This window comes from Nitrospira sp. Nam80 (assembly GCF_965152575.1).
Map to the genome: position 1 here is coordinate 905,952 of NZ_OZ224216.1, position 15,552 is coordinate 921,503.

The 15,552-nt window shown below is 58.1% G+C and carries 10 protein-coding genes; 8 read left to right on the plus strand and 2 right to left on the minus strand.

Going from position 1 to position 15,552, the window contains the following annotated elements; genetic code table 11:
* Nucleotides 1–72 precede the first annotated feature (72 nt).
* From ACWGXE_RS04420 to ACWGXE_RS04450, 7 genes are all read left to right on the plus strand, one after another.
* Nucleotides 73–2,511 (plus strand): c-type cytochrome, encoded by a 2,439-nt coding sequence (locus ACWGXE_RS04420; RefSeq protein ID WP_447601637.1) that lies wholly within the window; start codon nucleotides 73–75, stop codon nucleotides 2,509–2,511.
* Between the two features lie 37 nt (nucleotides 2,512–2,548).
* On the plus strand, nucleotides 2,549–3,427 hold the full coding sequence (locus ACWGXE_RS04425) for a hypothetical protein (RefSeq protein ID WP_447601639.1): 879 nt from the start codon (nucleotides 2,549–2,551) through the stop codon (nucleotides 3,425–3,427).
* Nucleotides 3,428–3,467: 40 nt separating this feature from the next.
* Nucleotides 3,468–5,792 carry a hypothetical protein gene (locus ACWGXE_RS04430; protein ID WP_447601641.1) on the plus strand — a complete coding sequence of 775 codons (2,325 nt, stop codon included), beginning with the start codon at nucleotides 3,468–3,470 and terminating at the stop codon, nucleotides 5,790–5,792.
* 158 nt (nucleotides 5,793–5,950) lie between these two features.
* Entirely contained in the window at nucleotides 5,951–7,477 is a 1,527-nt protein-coding gene (locus ACWGXE_RS04435; protein ID WP_447601642.1) for a c-type cytochrome, read from the plus strand.
* A 100-nt stretch (nucleotides 7,478–7,577) separates the two neighbouring features.
* Entirely contained in the window at nucleotides 7,578–9,098 is a 1,521-nt protein-coding gene (locus ACWGXE_RS04440; protein WP_447601644.1) for a c-type cytochrome, read from the plus strand.
* Between the two features lie 635 nt (nucleotides 9,099–9,733).
* Nucleotides 9,734–10,003, plus strand: a complete 270-nt coding sequence (locus ACWGXE_RS04445; RefSeq protein ID WP_447601646.1) for a type II toxin-antitoxin system Phd/YefM family antitoxin — start codon at nucleotides 9,734–9,736, stop codon at nucleotides 10,001–10,003.
* Entirely contained in the window at nucleotides 10,000–10,413 is a 414-nt protein-coding gene (locus ACWGXE_RS04450; protein WP_447601647.1) for a type II toxin-antitoxin system VapC family toxin, read from the plus strand. Before ACWGXE_RS04445 ends, ACWGXE_RS04450 begins: the two co-directional genes overlap by 4 nt.
* A gap of 39 nt (nucleotides 10,414–10,452) precedes the next feature.
* Here ACWGXE_RS04450 and ACWGXE_RS04455 read toward each other — a convergent pair whose 3' ends face one another.
* On the minus strand, nucleotides 10,453–11,724 hold the full coding sequence (locus tag ACWGXE_RS04455; RefSeq protein ID WP_447601649.1) for a M28 family metallopeptidase: 1,272 nt from the start codon (nucleotides 11,722–11,724) through the stop codon (nucleotides 10,453–10,455).
* Between the two features lie 58 nt (nucleotides 11,725–11,782).
* The gene (locus ACWGXE_RS04460) at nucleotides 11,783–12,241 is read right to left on the minus strand and encodes a ferredoxin-thioredoxin reductase catalytic domain-containing protein (RefSeq protein WP_447601651.1); all 459 of its coding nucleotides are present in this window, start codon (nucleotides 12,239–12,241) and stop codon (nucleotides 11,783–11,785) included.
* A gap of 231 nt (nucleotides 12,242–12,472) precedes the next feature.
* Here ACWGXE_RS04460 and ACWGXE_RS04465 point away from each other — a divergent pair, with 231 nt between their 5' ends.
* Nucleotides 12,473–15,487, plus strand: a complete 3,015-nt coding sequence (locus tag ACWGXE_RS04465) for a VWA domain-containing protein (RefSeq protein ID WP_447603865.1) — start codon at nucleotides 12,473–12,475, stop codon at nucleotides 15,485–15,487.
* The last annotated feature ends 65 nt before the right edge of the window (nucleotides 15,488–15,552 follow it).

Genomic DNA, 15,552 nt, shown 5'->3' on the forward strand with positions numbered 1-15,552 from the left:
GCCGTGCTTCGTACGCCGGGATTCATGCATACGACATCAACAGGGTGAATTCTGCTGAAAGAGGGAGGGACCATGAAATCTGTCATGATTGCCGTCGGCGTCATCCTGGGGATCGGGTTGGTTGGGATTGTCAGTGGTAAAGAAAAGGCCGGATCGTCCGCCGTATCCCCGAAGCTGGAAAACCAATCCGGCTTTCGCTATGGCGGGGGAGATCTCAACGATTCCGAGCGGGCGGGGGCAGAAATCTGGTTCAAAGCCACAGCGGGGAACGAACGATTTTTTACCTATGTCTATCCCCAGCGTTTCGGCGTCATGGTGGATTGGTACCGTGTGCTGGGGAGCAATAACCGTGAACAGCGGTTTACCCGCTGGGGGCTGATCAATGATCCGGATTGCTGCAAACCCGGCGATCCCAATTGCCCCGCAAAGAACGAAGAGGAGACGTATGGGTTCGATTATTGTCCGGGCGACGAGATCTTGTTGAGCTATGTCGGCAAGGAGGGATATCAAGACCCGGCCTGCCAGTTCAAGGATGCTGCGCTGGCCGCAAATGATCCACATGGTCCCAAGGATCAACGGCAGTCCCCCTGCGACCTGCGATTCGGTACCTCGACCGGAGCGATGGGCATCCGAAAATTTCCCAACCCGCGGTTCGACAAAGAACAATGGCGTCATGCCAACAAAGGCAGGCCGGGGACCTGGGCCGGCTATAACGAACGGGTCAAACCGGCGGATGAGACCCAGCCGATGCGGAGCCGGATCACGGATGGGTCGATCGAACCGCCGTTCCTAGTCGGAATTTCTTGCGGTTCCTGTCACATCGCCTTCAATCCGCTGAATCCGCCAAAGAACCCCGCGCATCCGAAGCATGAAAACATTTCCGGCACGGTAGGAAATCAGTATTCACGGTTCTCGCAGATCTTGGGGTCCGGCATGGATCCGCGATCGATCGAATATCAGGTCTTCGGTCATGCGAGACCTGGCATTGTCGATACGTCGGCGATTCCCAACGACCAGATCAATAATCCGGGAACGATCAATGCCTTGATCAATCTCACCAAGCGGCCGACGCACCCTCAGGTCATCATCAAATGGCGGAAGGCGAATCAATGTTCGGCGGGCGGAGACGAGCGGCAATGTTGGTGCGAGGCCGGTCGGTCGGGTAAATGTTGGGAACGAGGGCGGCAGGAAGAAAAAGTTAATCAGATCCTCAAGGGAGGAGAAGACAGCATCGGCCCTCTCGAGGCGGTTCAACGCGTCTACTTCAACATCGGGAGTTGTTCGGAAGAATCATGGGTCAACCACCTTACCGACATGCGGCAATTGGATCCAACGCAGCGGGGCTTCGGACAAACCCCGTTCGAGATTGGACAAGCGCGACGTGACTGCCCGCAATTCCGCGCAATTGAGGACCGGCTCGTCAATATCTTCGAATTTCTCGCGTCGGCCGGGCCGTCGGATTTATACAAGGCACGAGGACTGAAAGATAACCGTGATTTGGTCGAGCAGTTGAACAAGGAATTCGGCTCGGGCGCCGTCGAGCGAGGACAACAGGTCTTCGCGAAGAACTGCGCGCGCTGCCACTCCAGTCAGTCAGAACCGTTCGAGTCTCGCAATTTTCGCCAGGTCTCTCCGGATCCCAAGGACAAGGGAATCCGGATCGATTGGATGGGCAACGACAATCTCACGGCCGTGACGGAAGTAGGGACCCATCGGGGCCGTGCGCTGCATTCCAACCATATGGCCGGGCATATCTGGGCGGAATATGGATCCGAAACCCTGCGCGCCAAGCCGCCGGACCCGAATATCCATGAACCATCGGACGGCGGCCGCGGTTATTATCGCAACATTTCCCTTCTCAGCCTGTGGGCCCATGCGCCGTTCATGCATAACAATGCCATCGGCCCCGAACTTTGCGGCGGGCCGGAAGACGAGCATTACAATGCGCCCTATGTCGATGAAAAGAGCCTGACGCGCTTGTCCGATCCGCCCGCTTGCTGGCCCTTCGATCCGAGCGTGGAAGGGCGATTCAAGCTCTATAAGGCGTCCATGAACGATCTGCTCAACCCCGGGACGCGGGTCCCGAAGATCACCTTATTCAATCGGGACGTCATCATTAAACTACTTCCGAAATTGTCCGACGGCGACGTCGAACGGTATGTCGATGCGACCATCGTGTTCCCCGAGGGCACGCCGTCCTCGCGAATCGGAAACTTCCGCCATAAGGAATTTGCCGGCGACCTGGTCCTCTCAAAGGTCGATTTCGGCAAACTGGAAGCAAAGTATGTCGCCCGGTACGGTCCGGAGAAAGGCCAAACCGTGGCCGCCACGATTCGAGACCGGGCCAAGGACCTCGTGATGAATCCCAAGAATCTGCTGACAATCGGCGCGGAGCTGCGCGAGGTCTACAGCAATAGCTTGATGCTGCGGGAAGATGACGGACACCGATTTGGTGAGGATTTGCCGGATAAAGATAAACAGGCCCTCATCGCATTTCTGGCGACGCTATGAAGCGGATGTACCGCTCTTCTCTCTGAGGAGGCAGGTGATGAGACGATATGACTCGCTGGTACTGGTATATGGGACATTGTTCCTTGTGTTGCTGGCCGCTTGCGACCGCGGCGCGCCGCCGCCGGTGAAATTCGGGGAAAGCGGGGAGGGGTATGCCGCCAAAATCGACTTTGCTCGCCTCGAGCATGACGTGCCGCTGACCCCCGCCGATCTCATGAAGATCACCCCGGTCAATCTGGAAGCCGCGACCCAAGAACAAGTGGATCAAATCTACGCGCGCTTGACTGCCGGTCCTATTCCGGACGGACCATACGAAGGCCAAGCCTTCTTTCCGGCAGGCAGCAGCGGCCGCGCGCGCTTTGCCGAGATTGTGGGCGGGGGCCTGAAAGGACTGATCGTCGATGTAAAAACCACCAAGCTCGAATATGTGGCGGAAGCGGTGTGGAAAGGAAAAGTGTTCGAGCGATCCCACCGCATCTTGCGGAACCGGATCAACGACCTGGCTATTCTGAAACCGTTGGTGGGGCCTGATGTCGGGTCTATCCAGAAGCTCGATGTGGATGCAAAGGATACCTGGTTGCTTTTTCCGGCGAAACTCTATTGTGGGCAAAGCCTGTTGGACGGGCGCCGGGAATCTATCATCATCGACTATGCGTTTACCGATAATCTTCCGGGATATCGAGAGAAGCCGGATGCGCTGGCCGGGCGGGACGGTTTTGAAATTCGTGACGAGATTCGCATGATCCGGCCTGGCTTTTACTTGGGGCGCGCGTACATGAAGAGACTATTCGTCCTGAACTTTACGCTCTATAACCGGGACGTGGCCGAAAAAGATTCGGGCGCATTTCAGGCCGGCGGCCTGATTCAGGAAAACTGTTGGGTGGGGCCGCAACGGGCGACGGCAATGGCGAAGTAGCGGCGTTTTGTGAAACGCTATGGGAAAGGCTAGCCAGGCGATGAAGGTCCCGTGGCCGATGATCCTGCTCGTCATCGGCCTCGTGATGATCGTGATGGCGACTGCCTATGGGCGCAAGAATGGCGAACCATCCGTCTTCTCAGAGATCCAGGGGGATCAGGTCGCCCGAGCACAGGGACCGGAAGCGCAGTGGGTCATCAACCCGGACGATCCGGGGCAGGATGTGCCGGCGGTGGGGCGTTCCCTATTCGACTATGTTGTGACCGAACGGCAAGGGGGGCGGATGGTCTACCGGGTGCCGTTTCCATTCACGGCACTGGTTCAGAGGATTGAATATGAACTGGGTTCGGAGGATCGAAGGTCGCCTCTCAAACGCGTGTTGATTCCGCTGAATCGCTCGCTGCAGAGGCATGCAGCCAAGCCGGAATACTTCACATATCCGCGGGCCGTTGTCGCGGTCGATACCGAGCCGTCGATGCGGGCCGGCTCCTCCGGCCTGTTTCTCAAAGATCGCTTATTTCTCGGCTATCAGGAAAAAGCCGAGATCCTGGAAGTCATCAGCTACAACGAGACGGCGGGGCGATTCGAATTTCAGGTCGTGCGGGACTATGGCCCCGGCAAAACGCCGAAGGTCCTATATGCCAATCGGGCCCTCTGCACGGCCTGTCATCAGAACCAGAGCCCGATCTTCTCGCGGCCCCTGTGGGAGGAAACCAACGGGAATCCGACCATCGCCACATTACTCGAACAGCAGCGCGCAGACTTTTACCGCTTTCCACTCCATCAAGGCATCGATATTCCCAATGCGATCGATGAGGCCACGGACCGAGCCAACGAATTATCGGCCTATCAGCTGGTCTGGCGGGAAGGATGCGAACAGGTTCGCTCGTCCGAAGACTCCGTTCGCTGTCGGGCGGATCTATTCCGGTTCCTCCTGCAATCCCGTCTCACCGGCGTACCGCCGGCTCTCAATCAATCGACGCGCTACCGGGAGCACTTCCTTCCGCGCATGGTCACGCAGTGGAAAGAAAATTGGCCGCACGGTCTTCGGATTCCCAACCCCGATTTGCTGAATCGTAACCCGCTGGACGGCACGGCGGGCGAACGGGCAAAGATTCGGTCTATGTTTGAGCCGACCATCCCAAGAGAACCGTCGGCGGTCTGGTCGATCTCGACGGCAGCGCTGGAGCCGGTGGACCGGGTCATCGCCGGTCTGTCCGGATTTCTCGCGGACATTGATGTTGAGCGGCTGGATCGGTTTCTTTCCCGGCAGGTCGCCGGATTCGCTGTTCCGGTTCGTCGATACGACAGCCGGTGCGAGGCCGATGTGAGAACCAGAAGTCGGGCCGTGGATCGGGTCGTCTTTCGCTGTCGAGAACCGGAAAGCGGAGAAGCCGGAGGCGGCTTCTCGATGGAAGGCGTTCTGTACATGAAGGGGGGGGCGGTGATCAACGGCTCGATCGACCGCCTCTCGGCTGGCCATGGCAATGAGGTGCTTGGCCTGAAGGTAGCCGGCGGGACGCTCATCTCCAAGGCGGGCCGGCACAGCGGAAGAATGAGCATCGTGCAGCAGAAGCCGAGCTTGAGTGCACGGCTTGCGGATGGCCGTGGGATCAAGGAATTGACGTTCGAAGTCGGCGGATTGGGGCATGGCCGACAAGCCGGTCAAACAGAGGCTGAGCTTACCGGCTCCGCCGTGATGGCGGTTGTGGAGGATTATGCCGCCGTCGACTATGCGATTGACAGGATGGCGCGCGAGACCCTGACCGGCAAATCCGATGTATTCGCACGGAAGCCGTTTCGGCGAGCCGGCGTGATGAAGGCCTTGTGGAGTGAGCTCGGGATGCCGTCTCTGAGGTGGTGTTGCGAACACACAGACGACATGCCGCCGGCCGTCGCCATGACCGATCAGGGGCGACACGATCGCGATAGTGTCGATCACGACCGGGATCTTCCGCCGGTCCTCAAGGTCTTCCACCGCTATTGTGCGCAATGCCATCACGAAGACCTGCCCTTCCCGCCGAATTTTCTCCATGGAACTCCTGAGCGGGTTCAGGCCCATATCCAGGACTGTGCCGAGCGCATTCTCTTTCGATTGGAAATGTGGAGCCTGGAGCCCCATGAACGACCGGAGGCGCCGATGCCGCCGGCCGCGGCATTGCGGCGGCTGAATCTCTCCCCGCAGCAGTGGACCGCACATCCTGATCTCGCATTGCTGAAGTCGTACAGCGCCGGTCTGGTGGGTTCGCCGGATGGAAAGCGGGTTCGATTTGAGACGCTTGCGGCGAATGGCTATGACAATCTCCGGGCTTGTCTTTCGTCGGGAGGCCCGACCGTGGCGGCGGCCGGCGCGAAACGGCCATAGCAGGCTGTTGAAGAACGATGTTGCACCATGGGAGTTCGCTTTGCCAGATGTTTCCAGGTGATTAGAAAATACCATGCAGGATGTTCAAAAACGCCTTCCAGCGAAGCGAGAACAAAGCTGGAGGGCTTTTTCAACATCCTGATAGAGGAGCGCCTCGCATGAGGGAGTCCGACGACAGGGATGACGCCGGGTCCGTGAAGAAAAAATGTGCGGTCGTGTTTCTCACTCTCTTCCTCATGGTCGGCGGCGTGGTGATCGCGCTGGCAGTCAGATTCGGCGCCGATACCCCCGTGGACTATGCCGACATCGAAGAGCATTTCAAGTACGGTTCGACCGGAGGAGAACGGGCGTCCGGATTTCCCTATTGGATCTGGAAGTCGCTTCCACAGATCTGTGGAGACAAGCTCCCGGAAGGCAAACAGTTTCCCGGGCAAGAACTCAAGGCGGTGGGGTTTCTCTATGAGGGAGACAAGGATCTTCCGATCGGGATGTCGAAACGCCGGCATATGGGGGTGGATCGCGTCTTTCTCAATTGCGCCGTTTGCCATACCAGCACGGTGCGGGACAGCCCTGACGGCAGCCCGACCATCATCACGGGCATGCCGGCCAATACCGTCGATCTGATGGCGTTCGAAAAGTTCCTGTTCGCCTGCGCCAAGGATGCGAAGTTTTCTCCCGAGTACATCATCCCCGAGATTCACCGCCTATCCGGTGAACATTTGAAAGCGCTCGATCGGTATCTGGTCTATCCGTTCGCGATTTATATGATGAGGGACCGGCTGCTGATGTTGGAGGACCGATTCTCGTCCATGCTGCAGCGGCCGGCATGGGGGCCTGGACGGGTTGATACTTTTGGTTCGGCCAAGGCGCTGTTTAACTTTCCCATGGACAAGGCCCCGGCATCCGAACTGATCGGCGTCACCGATTTTCCCTCCATCTGGTTGCAAGGACCCCGCAAGGACAAAGAGATGCAGCTCCACTGGGACGGCAACAATGCGAAAGTCGAGGAACGGAATCGCAGCGCGGCCTTCGGAGCCGGCGCCACGCCGGCGACGCTCGATCGACATCGAATCAAGCGCATTGAGGCCTGGCTGCTCACGCGCGAGCCGCCGGCCTATCCCTATCCGGTCAATGAAGCCCTCTCACTCAAGGGCGCTGCCGTGTACAAGCAGTATTGTGCCGGCTGTCACGGCTTGAACGGACGCAGTTTTGAAGGCCAGGATGTCGGCAAGGTCACGCCGATTCAGCAGATCAATACGGACCCGCACCGCTTGAATTCGTATACCTATGATCTGGCCGTCAATCAGAATCTGTTGTACGCCGAGACTAATGATCCTACGGAGCGCTTTTCTCATTTCAGGAAGACCTTCGGTTACGCCAACATGCCGTTGGATGGCCTATGGCTTCGGGCGCCGTATTTGCACAACGGCTCCGTGCCCACCCTGCGAGATTTGCTCGAGCCCAGCTCCCGCCGACCGAAGACCTTTTATCGCGGCTACGACGTCTACGATCAGGCCAAGGTCGGGTTTGTGTCCACGCGCGAGAACGAGAACGGCCGAGCGTTTTTCAAATTCGATACGGCCGTTGCCGGCAATTCCAACAGCGGCCATGAAGGCAAGCGGTATGGCACGGAGCTGCCGGCGGACGAAAAAACGGCGTTGATCGAATATTTGAAAACATTTTGACAAGCCAACTCGCATGATGCGGCGGGCCGGGAATTCCGGCTGAAACCGGAGCAGTCCTATGGACGAACACCGTCATCCTTACGAACGAAGAGCAGTTTCAATGCGGCCGGCCTCATCGCGTGGCTGGCACAAGCTCACGATGGTGGTCCTCATCCTCATCGTCTTGGGAGGCGCGGGCGCGTTCGTCGGGTGGTACAAATTTTTCCGGGATGAACCCCAGCCTGATTGGGTCACCGCGACGCCGGACATGCGTTTCATGTATGGCTCGATTGGAGCCGAGCACGACGCCGGCATCCCCTACTGGATCTGGTACGTCTTGCCGCGCATGTTTCCGGAGAAGCTGCCGGGCCCCGGTGGCTATGCGTCATTGGGTGTGCTGTGGGAACAGGGTCGGGAAATGCCGATCGGCTTCACGAAGAAAACCATCGGCTTTGCCCGGGTGGCCAACACTTGCGCCTCTTGCCACACGGCCAGCTACCGCTCCAAGCCCGGCGAGAATCCAATATTTGTCCCGACCGGGCCGAACCATACGTTGAACCTCGAAGCCTTCTTTCGTTTCATGATCGACTGCGCGAAAGACCCGCGCTTCAACGCCGACAATATGATGCGTGAAATCAACCTCGCAGCCGATCTCTCCCTCCTCGACCGCATGATCTATCGCTTCATTCTCATTCCGATCACGAAGAAACGCCTGCTGGAGCGCGAGCGGCAGTTCGCCTGGATCTATCGACAGGATTTCCCCGAGTGGGGGAGGGGCCGAGACGATGCGATGAATCTGACGAAGTATTTCATGATCAAATTTCCCACGGACAATAGCATCGGGCCGACCGATATGCCGTCCTTCTGGAATCTGAACAAGTACAAGCCGGAGAAGGGCCATCTCATGAATTTCGCCGGCGACAGCCATGATGCGCGTTCAGTCATTATTGATTCGGCGCTGGGGGTGCTCGGGGCTGCGCCGCACAATAAGGAAGAGTTTCTTGAGCAGGTGAAATGGTTCGAGGACTACCTGGGCTCCTATCCGCCGCCCAAGTATCCGTTCCCGATCGACCTTCAGAAGGCCGCCGCCGGGAAATCGGCCTTCGACAAGGGTTGCGCGCGTTGCCACGCGAGTGAACGTACCGGCAGGCGGGTTCCGGTGGAGGAGGTGGGCACGGATCGAGGCCGGCTCGATACCTGGAGCAAGAAGGCGGCGGTCGAAGCGAACAAGGTCGTTACGGGCATGGGCATCGAGCGGCGCGGCTTGGTTGAAGATAATCCGAGCGGCTATATCGCGGCGTTCCTCGACGGCATTTGGCTGCGGGCGCCGTATCTGCACAACGGTTCCGTGCCGACTTTGCGTGATTTGTTGGAACCGGTCGACAAACGGCCGAAGCTGTTTTATCGGGGCTACGACGTGTACAACCAGGTGAAAGTGGGCTTCATCACGAGTCCCGCTGAAGCGAGCCAGGTCGGGATGCCGTGCGAGATGGTGCAGGACAAGAAGGTCTGCGAAGTCGAACGGATCGGCACGTTGTACGATGTGAGCCAGCGCGGAAGCGGAAACCAGGGCCATGTGTATGGCACCGAGCTGCCGGCCAAAGACAAAGAGGCGCTGGTGGAATATTTGAAGACGTTGTGAATTCGCACTATGGTCACGGGATCTCGTAAGCTGTTCCACACGGGTATTGGCGGCTTTCCCTGATAGTTGGTTGTGTAGACAGACCTCGTTGTAGCAAGAGAGCATTTTACGAGTGGGACTTTCTTTGCCGCTGCCTTTGCAACGGGGGTAGTCGCGAGCGCCATCATCCGACAAGGAATCTTTAATTACCAGTATACGTCTCTGTTGAGCACCCTTCTGCAGAATGCTGACAAGCAATTCCCGCATCACACCAACACAGAGTACGGCCATGGTATCGTGCGAGCTTGATTTAGTGGATAGACTGGAGGATTTCAACGGAAACACTTTCGTGTAATGCGTCAACAAGCACTGAAAGTCCGATTGAGGTTGCTCCAATCTTCCCAGATCGGCATCTGTCTCTCGTCCCATCCACGCACTGTTCCAAAGGGTCAGTCATGAGGTGCATGGAATTAGTGTCTCGTCATTCAGAGTGGCTTGTGATTGGCAAAAGGCACCTATTTAATCCTTCCATTCAATCCGGTCCGATTAAACATAATCTGCTGCTAATCGGTAGAGTGATCAGTGGACTGTGGTCGTATGCCTATTGACAATGTGGTCATATTGTATAGATAATGTGACTAGATTGGAGTGATTATATGCGAACGGTGAACATTGCAAAACTCAAAGCTAGGCTGAGTGAATATATCCGTGCCGCGCGGGCTGGAGAGACCATCCGTATTCTTGATCGTCGTCAGGAAGTCGCCAGGCTCTCAGGTGCCCATACTCGAGAGGGCATGCGTGCCGCCCAAACACTGGTCGACAGAGGCATTGCGGAGTGGCGCGGCAGCAAACCCACGATCAAACCCTTGAAACCTCGCAAGGGGCCGGCGCATGTGGCTGATGCGGTGGTAGAGGATCGAGGATGATCCTTTACCTTGATACGTCGAGCATGCTGAAATTGTATGTTGAAGAGTTAGGAACGAAGGAGGTTCAGGAAAAATCAGAGCAGTCCGAAGTGGTCGCCTCTTCGGTTATTGCCTATCCTGAGGCGCACGCAGCGCTGGCCAGGCGACATCGTGAAGGGGCACTCTCGAAAGCTGAATTGAAAACCATTTTAGAGCAGCTCCAAGAAACGTGGATCGACTTTCTCACCGTCTTCGTGTCTGCATCGGTCTATCTTCGGGCCGGAACGCTTGCTCTCAAGTACGGCCTGCGGGGAATGGATGCGATTCACCTGGCTTCCTGGGCTGAACTTCTCAAAGACGGCGATCGTGTCGAATTCCTCTCTCATGATGAAAAGCTCATGAAAGCTGCCGCAAGAGAATTCAGGGGATAAAGATGACAAAGACGTGAACCTCGGCTTGTCCGCCCCATGTCAGAACATGAAGCAGCCCGAATAGTCCGCCAGCAGACACTGAAAGCGAATTGAAATCCGCTCCAATCGTTCCAGATCCGCCGCAGCCGGTGAGGCGCCATCCACTCCGTTGAGCCATGCTGCGTCCTGGCGAAGCTTTCGGAGGCTCAAGCGCGAGGTGCCGGGGATCAAGGTGTCTTGGTTCACGGCGTAGCCGGTCACGCGGCGAAACGTTTCAATCTCGTCCGACCATTCAATGCGCTCCGGATCGAATTCATACTTTTGATGATCGGTGTCCATCAGGTGCAGAAGGGCATCGAGCCACTGAACCGTCGCTCCCATGCGTTCGTAATGCAGTGTCCCCGCCCGATCGTCAGGCGTATGGTAACGCGGCGTCCGAGCCGACGACAAAAACAGGTACGGCACGCCGCGATTTCGAAAGCCATCGTAGTCGCTGACCGGGTGATGCCCGCGTTCCGGGATTTCTTCAATCAAATGCATGCCGACCGGCAGAACCGTAAGGCGCGCTGCATCAGACGTCATTTCTCGATCTTTACGAGTCAAGTCCTTCAACTCATGACTCAGGACTCCAAACTCAGAACTTGAGAGCGGCGGTTGATGATTGATCGCCTGCTTTACCCGTCGATAGAGCCCGGCGCTTTTCTCCGCTCCCGCCGCAAAGACAACATCCTTAATCGGCTGCCATTGGACTCCGCCGATCAGGTCCATGATGATGACCGCTTGAAATGCATCGAGGGTGCCGATCTCAGGAGGAAGATGGGCAATAAAAAATTCTGAGCCCATATGAGGCGTCCCGAAATAGGGCTGCTCCTCGGTATTGAATGCGGCGAAGACGACGGAGTAATGGGAAAGAGGCGGAAGGCGACGAGCCAGTTCCATAACAATCGCGATGGCGGAGGCGTTGTCATCGGCCCCGACGTACTGCCCTCCCAAGTGGTCGTAATGGGCCCCTACAAGAATCCATCCCAATGGTGTGCCGGTCGCCAGCCTGTAGCCGATGATGTTGTCCCCGTGGGCGGATGAAATGGCTTGCCGGAAGTTCGGCGTCGAGACGAACGGCAATAACGCCGCTTGACGAAACGCGTTCTCAATCCGTTCGGCGGCACGGCGATTCCCGGCCGTGCCGGGGAACCGCCCCTGTAATTGATGGCTTGCCAGGAACTCCACGTCCGCCCTGAGCCTGGTTGCCGTCTCGGTGAAAAGTGGCAGCGTCGCGGGATCGATGGGCTGCATCCGGAGGCAGCCGGCCAGGAGGAAGACAACGCTGAGCATTATTCCGGAGAACAGGGCCGACCGGACCCGGCGGGATACCGGCTGATGCACCATGCCGCTACTTGTCCGATGAAGGATTGATTGATCTATCTGGAGCGGCGCCGGGCTGTTCGACATCTTGCAGCGATGAAGTGGCTTTGTGTTTGAGGGCGCGCCCTTTATCCGGTGTGGGGTCCGTGATGATGCCGTAGGCTTCCCTGCCCTCGTGATTCTCCGGCAGATACTCCGTAATCGGCATCCCGTCCTCTCGGACGAACAGCAGGCAGTGGCAATACTTGTAGATTTGCATTTCGTCGCAGGCGCAAATCCACCGGCGCAGCTTTGCTTCCGCAGTCTTATCCGGATAGAAGTTGCAGGGGCAGAGCGGCTTACCGAGTTCGTCCGCATTCGCCGCCAGGCCGTTGACGACCGCTTCAGTGACGGCATGGTTGGGATGAAACGCCGTGCCGCTTTTCTCCGCATAGCCCTTGGCAAATTTCCACATTTTGGCCAAATTCTTTTCGCTGGGATCTGACATCGACTCCACCTAAAAATAAGAAGTTCTATGTTATGAGTGTATTCACGTCCGCCTCACACGCTGGTAGTGGGCCAGCGTTGCCATCACATGCATTGAGTGGATGCCCGCCCTTCGCATGACTGAAAAGTAAACTGACCCACTACGCGCGCACTCGTCACAGTTTACAAGGCCCATCGGCTCCTTTACAATCCACGAGTTTCACCAATCCGAGCAGATGAGCAATCCGGCGTGATGAAAGAAAAATTACTGGCGATGCTATCGCCGGCGCTTGGGCAAGCGGCGGCAGCGCAGATCCTCGATGATTTGTTCCGGTCGCTTGACCGGGCGGACGGGCCGCAGGCGGTGGTCGTGTTACTCGGCGAGCTGGCCGATCTCTCTCCCAAAGCCGCCCAGGCAGCCATCGAAGCGTTGCCGGAACTTCATCGGCGAGGGGGAGTGAGCGAGATCGTACAGTGGCTCGATCTCGCGCTGGCCTTCGCCCAGGCATCCGGCGCCGCGACCCTTCGATATATCCGCGAAAGCCCGCTGTTGATCAGCCTCATCGAGCCTTCCTCCGCTCGGCGCAGGGTACTTGCTTCGACATTGGAATTGGCCGAAGAGGACCACGCGGTCGCCCTGGAATTCCTGCGCGCGGCTCCCGAATTGACCCCGCGCGTGGAAGCGGACCAACTGGACCAATGGGCCGGCATCGGGACAGACGTTTCTCAAAAAGATCCTATCGCCGGGATCGAGTTTATCCGCCAGTCCCCTGCGATTGCCCAGGTCCTTGCCTTGAGCGATGTAAGGCCATGGATCGATTTTGGTCTGAAATTAGTCACGACGAACAGTTTGGGGAAGATCGATTATCTGGGGACAATAGAGTTCTTCCGCACAAGCCCCGCTGCGCTGGCCGGGATTCATCCGCCCGCCGCCCGCTCGTTCACCATCGCGCTCGGCGCTCGCGTGGCCGATAGCGAGTTGGAATTGGGAACAGCATGCCTGGCTGAAGCGCCGCTCCTGTTGAGCCGGCTGCCGTCCGATGACTGGCGAATGAATGTGCTGCAATACGGGTTGCTTCTGGCGGATCGTGACGCACAGGCGGCCCTTGCCTATTTCCGGCGGGCTCCGGAGATTCTCTCTCTTCTCGGCACGGGAGCGGAGGCACGACCACGCTTTGAGCAATGGTTCAAGGCCGGCATGGAGATTCTCGACTACGGCATCGAGGCAGGCCGCGCATATTTTGCCGTTGAAAGCCATCAGGCGCTTGCGGCCCTCGAGCAGGCGGCGAGCGGGGTGCCGTTGCGGCGTGTTGTCCGCTCATTGACGCTGTTCGCGCAAGCGCTTTGCGGAAGACCGGTCCGCGTTCAAGCGATTCCAGAAGGGAAGGAGCAGCATCCGCGCTCGACTGTCGGGGCCGAAGGCCTGGGTATCCATCTGCCGTCGCTCGTCAGGCGGTATGGGACCTACGAAGAGAATGTACGGTTCTATCAGGTCATGGCGGCGCATGAGGCCGGGCATGTGGAATTCGGCACCTATGATCTCCCCTTGTCGCGATTGGCCGATCTTCGCGCGGATCTTCAGGCAGATGGCAAGGAAGTCACCGGCGAGGGGCCGAGGACATTGGCGGAACTATTTGCCTTGTATCCGCAGCCTGGCCTCATTCGCGACCTCTGGACGATTTTAGAGGATGCGCGGGTTGAATATCTGTTGCAACGCGAGTATCCCGGGCTGCGGCGCGATCTGGCGCTCCTTGCGGCGGAGGCGGTCAATACGAGGACGTTGTCGCACGGCCTGACAGTCCGTGAACTCATTGTCGATCAGCTCTTGTTGCGTTCAACCGCGGCGGACGCGAAGTCGGTGCCGGCCCCTGATGCGGTGGCCGATATCGTAGCCGAATTATGGGAACTTTGCCGAGCGGTACTTACACCTGCCGCCACGGCCGAACAGGCTCTGCGGACGGCCCATCAGGTCTATCTTCGTCTGGACGAACTGGTCGCGCAGCGATCCGAGCCGATTGCCGGAGACAACGAGCCATCTGCCCAACCTCCGGCCGCAACGGTCCCGAGGGCCTCCGAAGACATGTCGTCCGAATATTATCCTGTCTCGAACTGGGATTATCGCGGCACGATGGATCCGAACCTAGTAAAGCAGCAGGCGGAGGAAACATCCGGCGCGCAAGGAGCCGAACAGGGGGATGCCGGGGAAGTCGGGATCGCCGGTTCCTCCGGGTCCGGGGGACAGGGAGCAGGGACGGCCCGCGGTCATCAGGCCGGTCTTGAAGGGTTGGCTCCGGGAAGGGGCGCGCCCTCTCTCGTCGAAAAGGTGCTCGCATTGGAGGGTGAAGCAGAGTTCTCGAAAGAGACGGGACATGAAGAGGGACGGCTCGTGCGCTATCCGGAATGGGATGCGGCCATTCAGGATTATCGCAGCCATTGGTGCTGGTTGTTTGAACGGGAAGCCGAAGAAGGCTCATCCGAATTTGTTGAACAGACTTTGGCTGCTCAACGAGGACCGATCAAACTGCTGCGCCGGTATTTCGAGAGTTTCCGTCCGTCCGGTTTCACACGGCTCGCGGGTCAGATCGATGGGGAGGAGATAGACCTTGATGCGGTGGTGCGTCGGCTGGCAGACATCCGGGCCGGGGCCGAGCCGTCTGATCATATCTACATAAGAGGAGACCGGCAGGAACGAGCTGTGGCGGCGGCGGTGCTGGTCGATGTCAGCGGTTCCACGAGCCGCCAGGTGACGGCGGGCCGGCGGATCATCGATATTGAAAAGGAAGGGCTGGTCATGCTTTGCGAGGCGTTGGACGCGATCGGTGACCAATTTGCCCTGTACGGATATTCCGGCGCGGGACGGAAACAGGTCGATTTTATCGTGATCAAGGATTTCGATGATCCGGTGAGCGGGCGGGCGGCGCGCAAACTCGGCGGCATCGTACCGCTGCACCAGAACCGTGACGGCGCCGCCATCCGGCATGCGACACGCAAACTATTGGCGCGGGAGGCCAAAACTCGACTCCTGATTCTGATCAGCGATGGGCGGCCGCTCGACGACGGATATAAAGACGACTATTCGTTGGAAGACACCAAGATGGCGTTGCGCGAAGCCCGCATGAAGGGGATCGAGCCGTTCTGCATTACGATCGATCGGGAGGCAGACCGGTACCTCCGCCGCATGTATGGAGATGTCCGATATATCGTAATTGATGACGTGGAGGGGTTGCCGGACAAGCTGCCGAAGATTTACCATCGCCTCACGCGCTGAACGAGCCAGGGGCGTAAGTTTTAAGTTTAGAGTGATGAGTGGTCGGTCGAGACATCGAGAGGCTG

What these genes read in the sequence shown, in the direction of transcription:
- ACWGXE_RS04420 (WP_447601637.1), top strand. Translation starts at nt 73, where the DNA reads ATGAAATCTGTCATGATTGCCGTCGGCGTCATCCTGGGGATCGGGTTG.
- ACWGXE_RS04425 (WP_447601639.1), top strand. Translation starts at nt 2,549, where the DNA reads ATGAGACGATATGACTCGCTGGTACTGGTATATGGGACATTGTTCCTT.
- ACWGXE_RS04430 (WP_447601641.1), top strand. Translation starts at nt 3,468, where the DNA reads ATGAAGGTCCCGTGGCCGATGATCCTGCTCGTCATCGGCCTCGTGATG.
- ACWGXE_RS04435 (WP_447601642.1), top strand. Translation starts at nt 5,951, where the DNA reads ATGAGGGAGTCCGACGACAGGGATGACGCCGGGTCCGTGAAGAAAAAA.
- ACWGXE_RS04440 (WP_447601644.1), top strand. Translation starts at nt 7,578, where the DNA reads ATGCGGCCGGCCTCATCGCGTGGCTGGCACAAGCTCACGATGGTGGTC.
- ACWGXE_RS04445 (WP_447601646.1), top strand. Translation starts at nt 9,734, where the DNA reads ATGCGAACGGTGAACATTGCAAAACTCAAAGCTAGGCTGAGTGAATAT.
- ACWGXE_RS04450 (WP_447601647.1), top strand. Translation starts at nt 10,000, where the DNA reads ATGATCCTTTACCTTGATACGTCGAGCATGCTGAAATTGTATGTTGAA.
- ACWGXE_RS04455 (WP_447601649.1), bottom strand. Translation starts at nt 11,724, where the DNA reads ATGCTCAGCGTTGTCTTCCTCCTGGCCGGCTGCCTCCGGATGCAGCCC.
- ACWGXE_RS04460 (WP_447601651.1), bottom strand. Translation starts at nt 12,241, where the DNA reads ATGTCAGATCCCAGCGAAAAGAATTTGGCCAAAATGTGGAAATTTGCC.
- ACWGXE_RS04465 (WP_447603865.1), top strand. Translation starts at nt 12,473, where the DNA reads ATGAAAGAAAAATTACTGGCGATGCTATCGCCGGCGCTTGGGCAAGCG.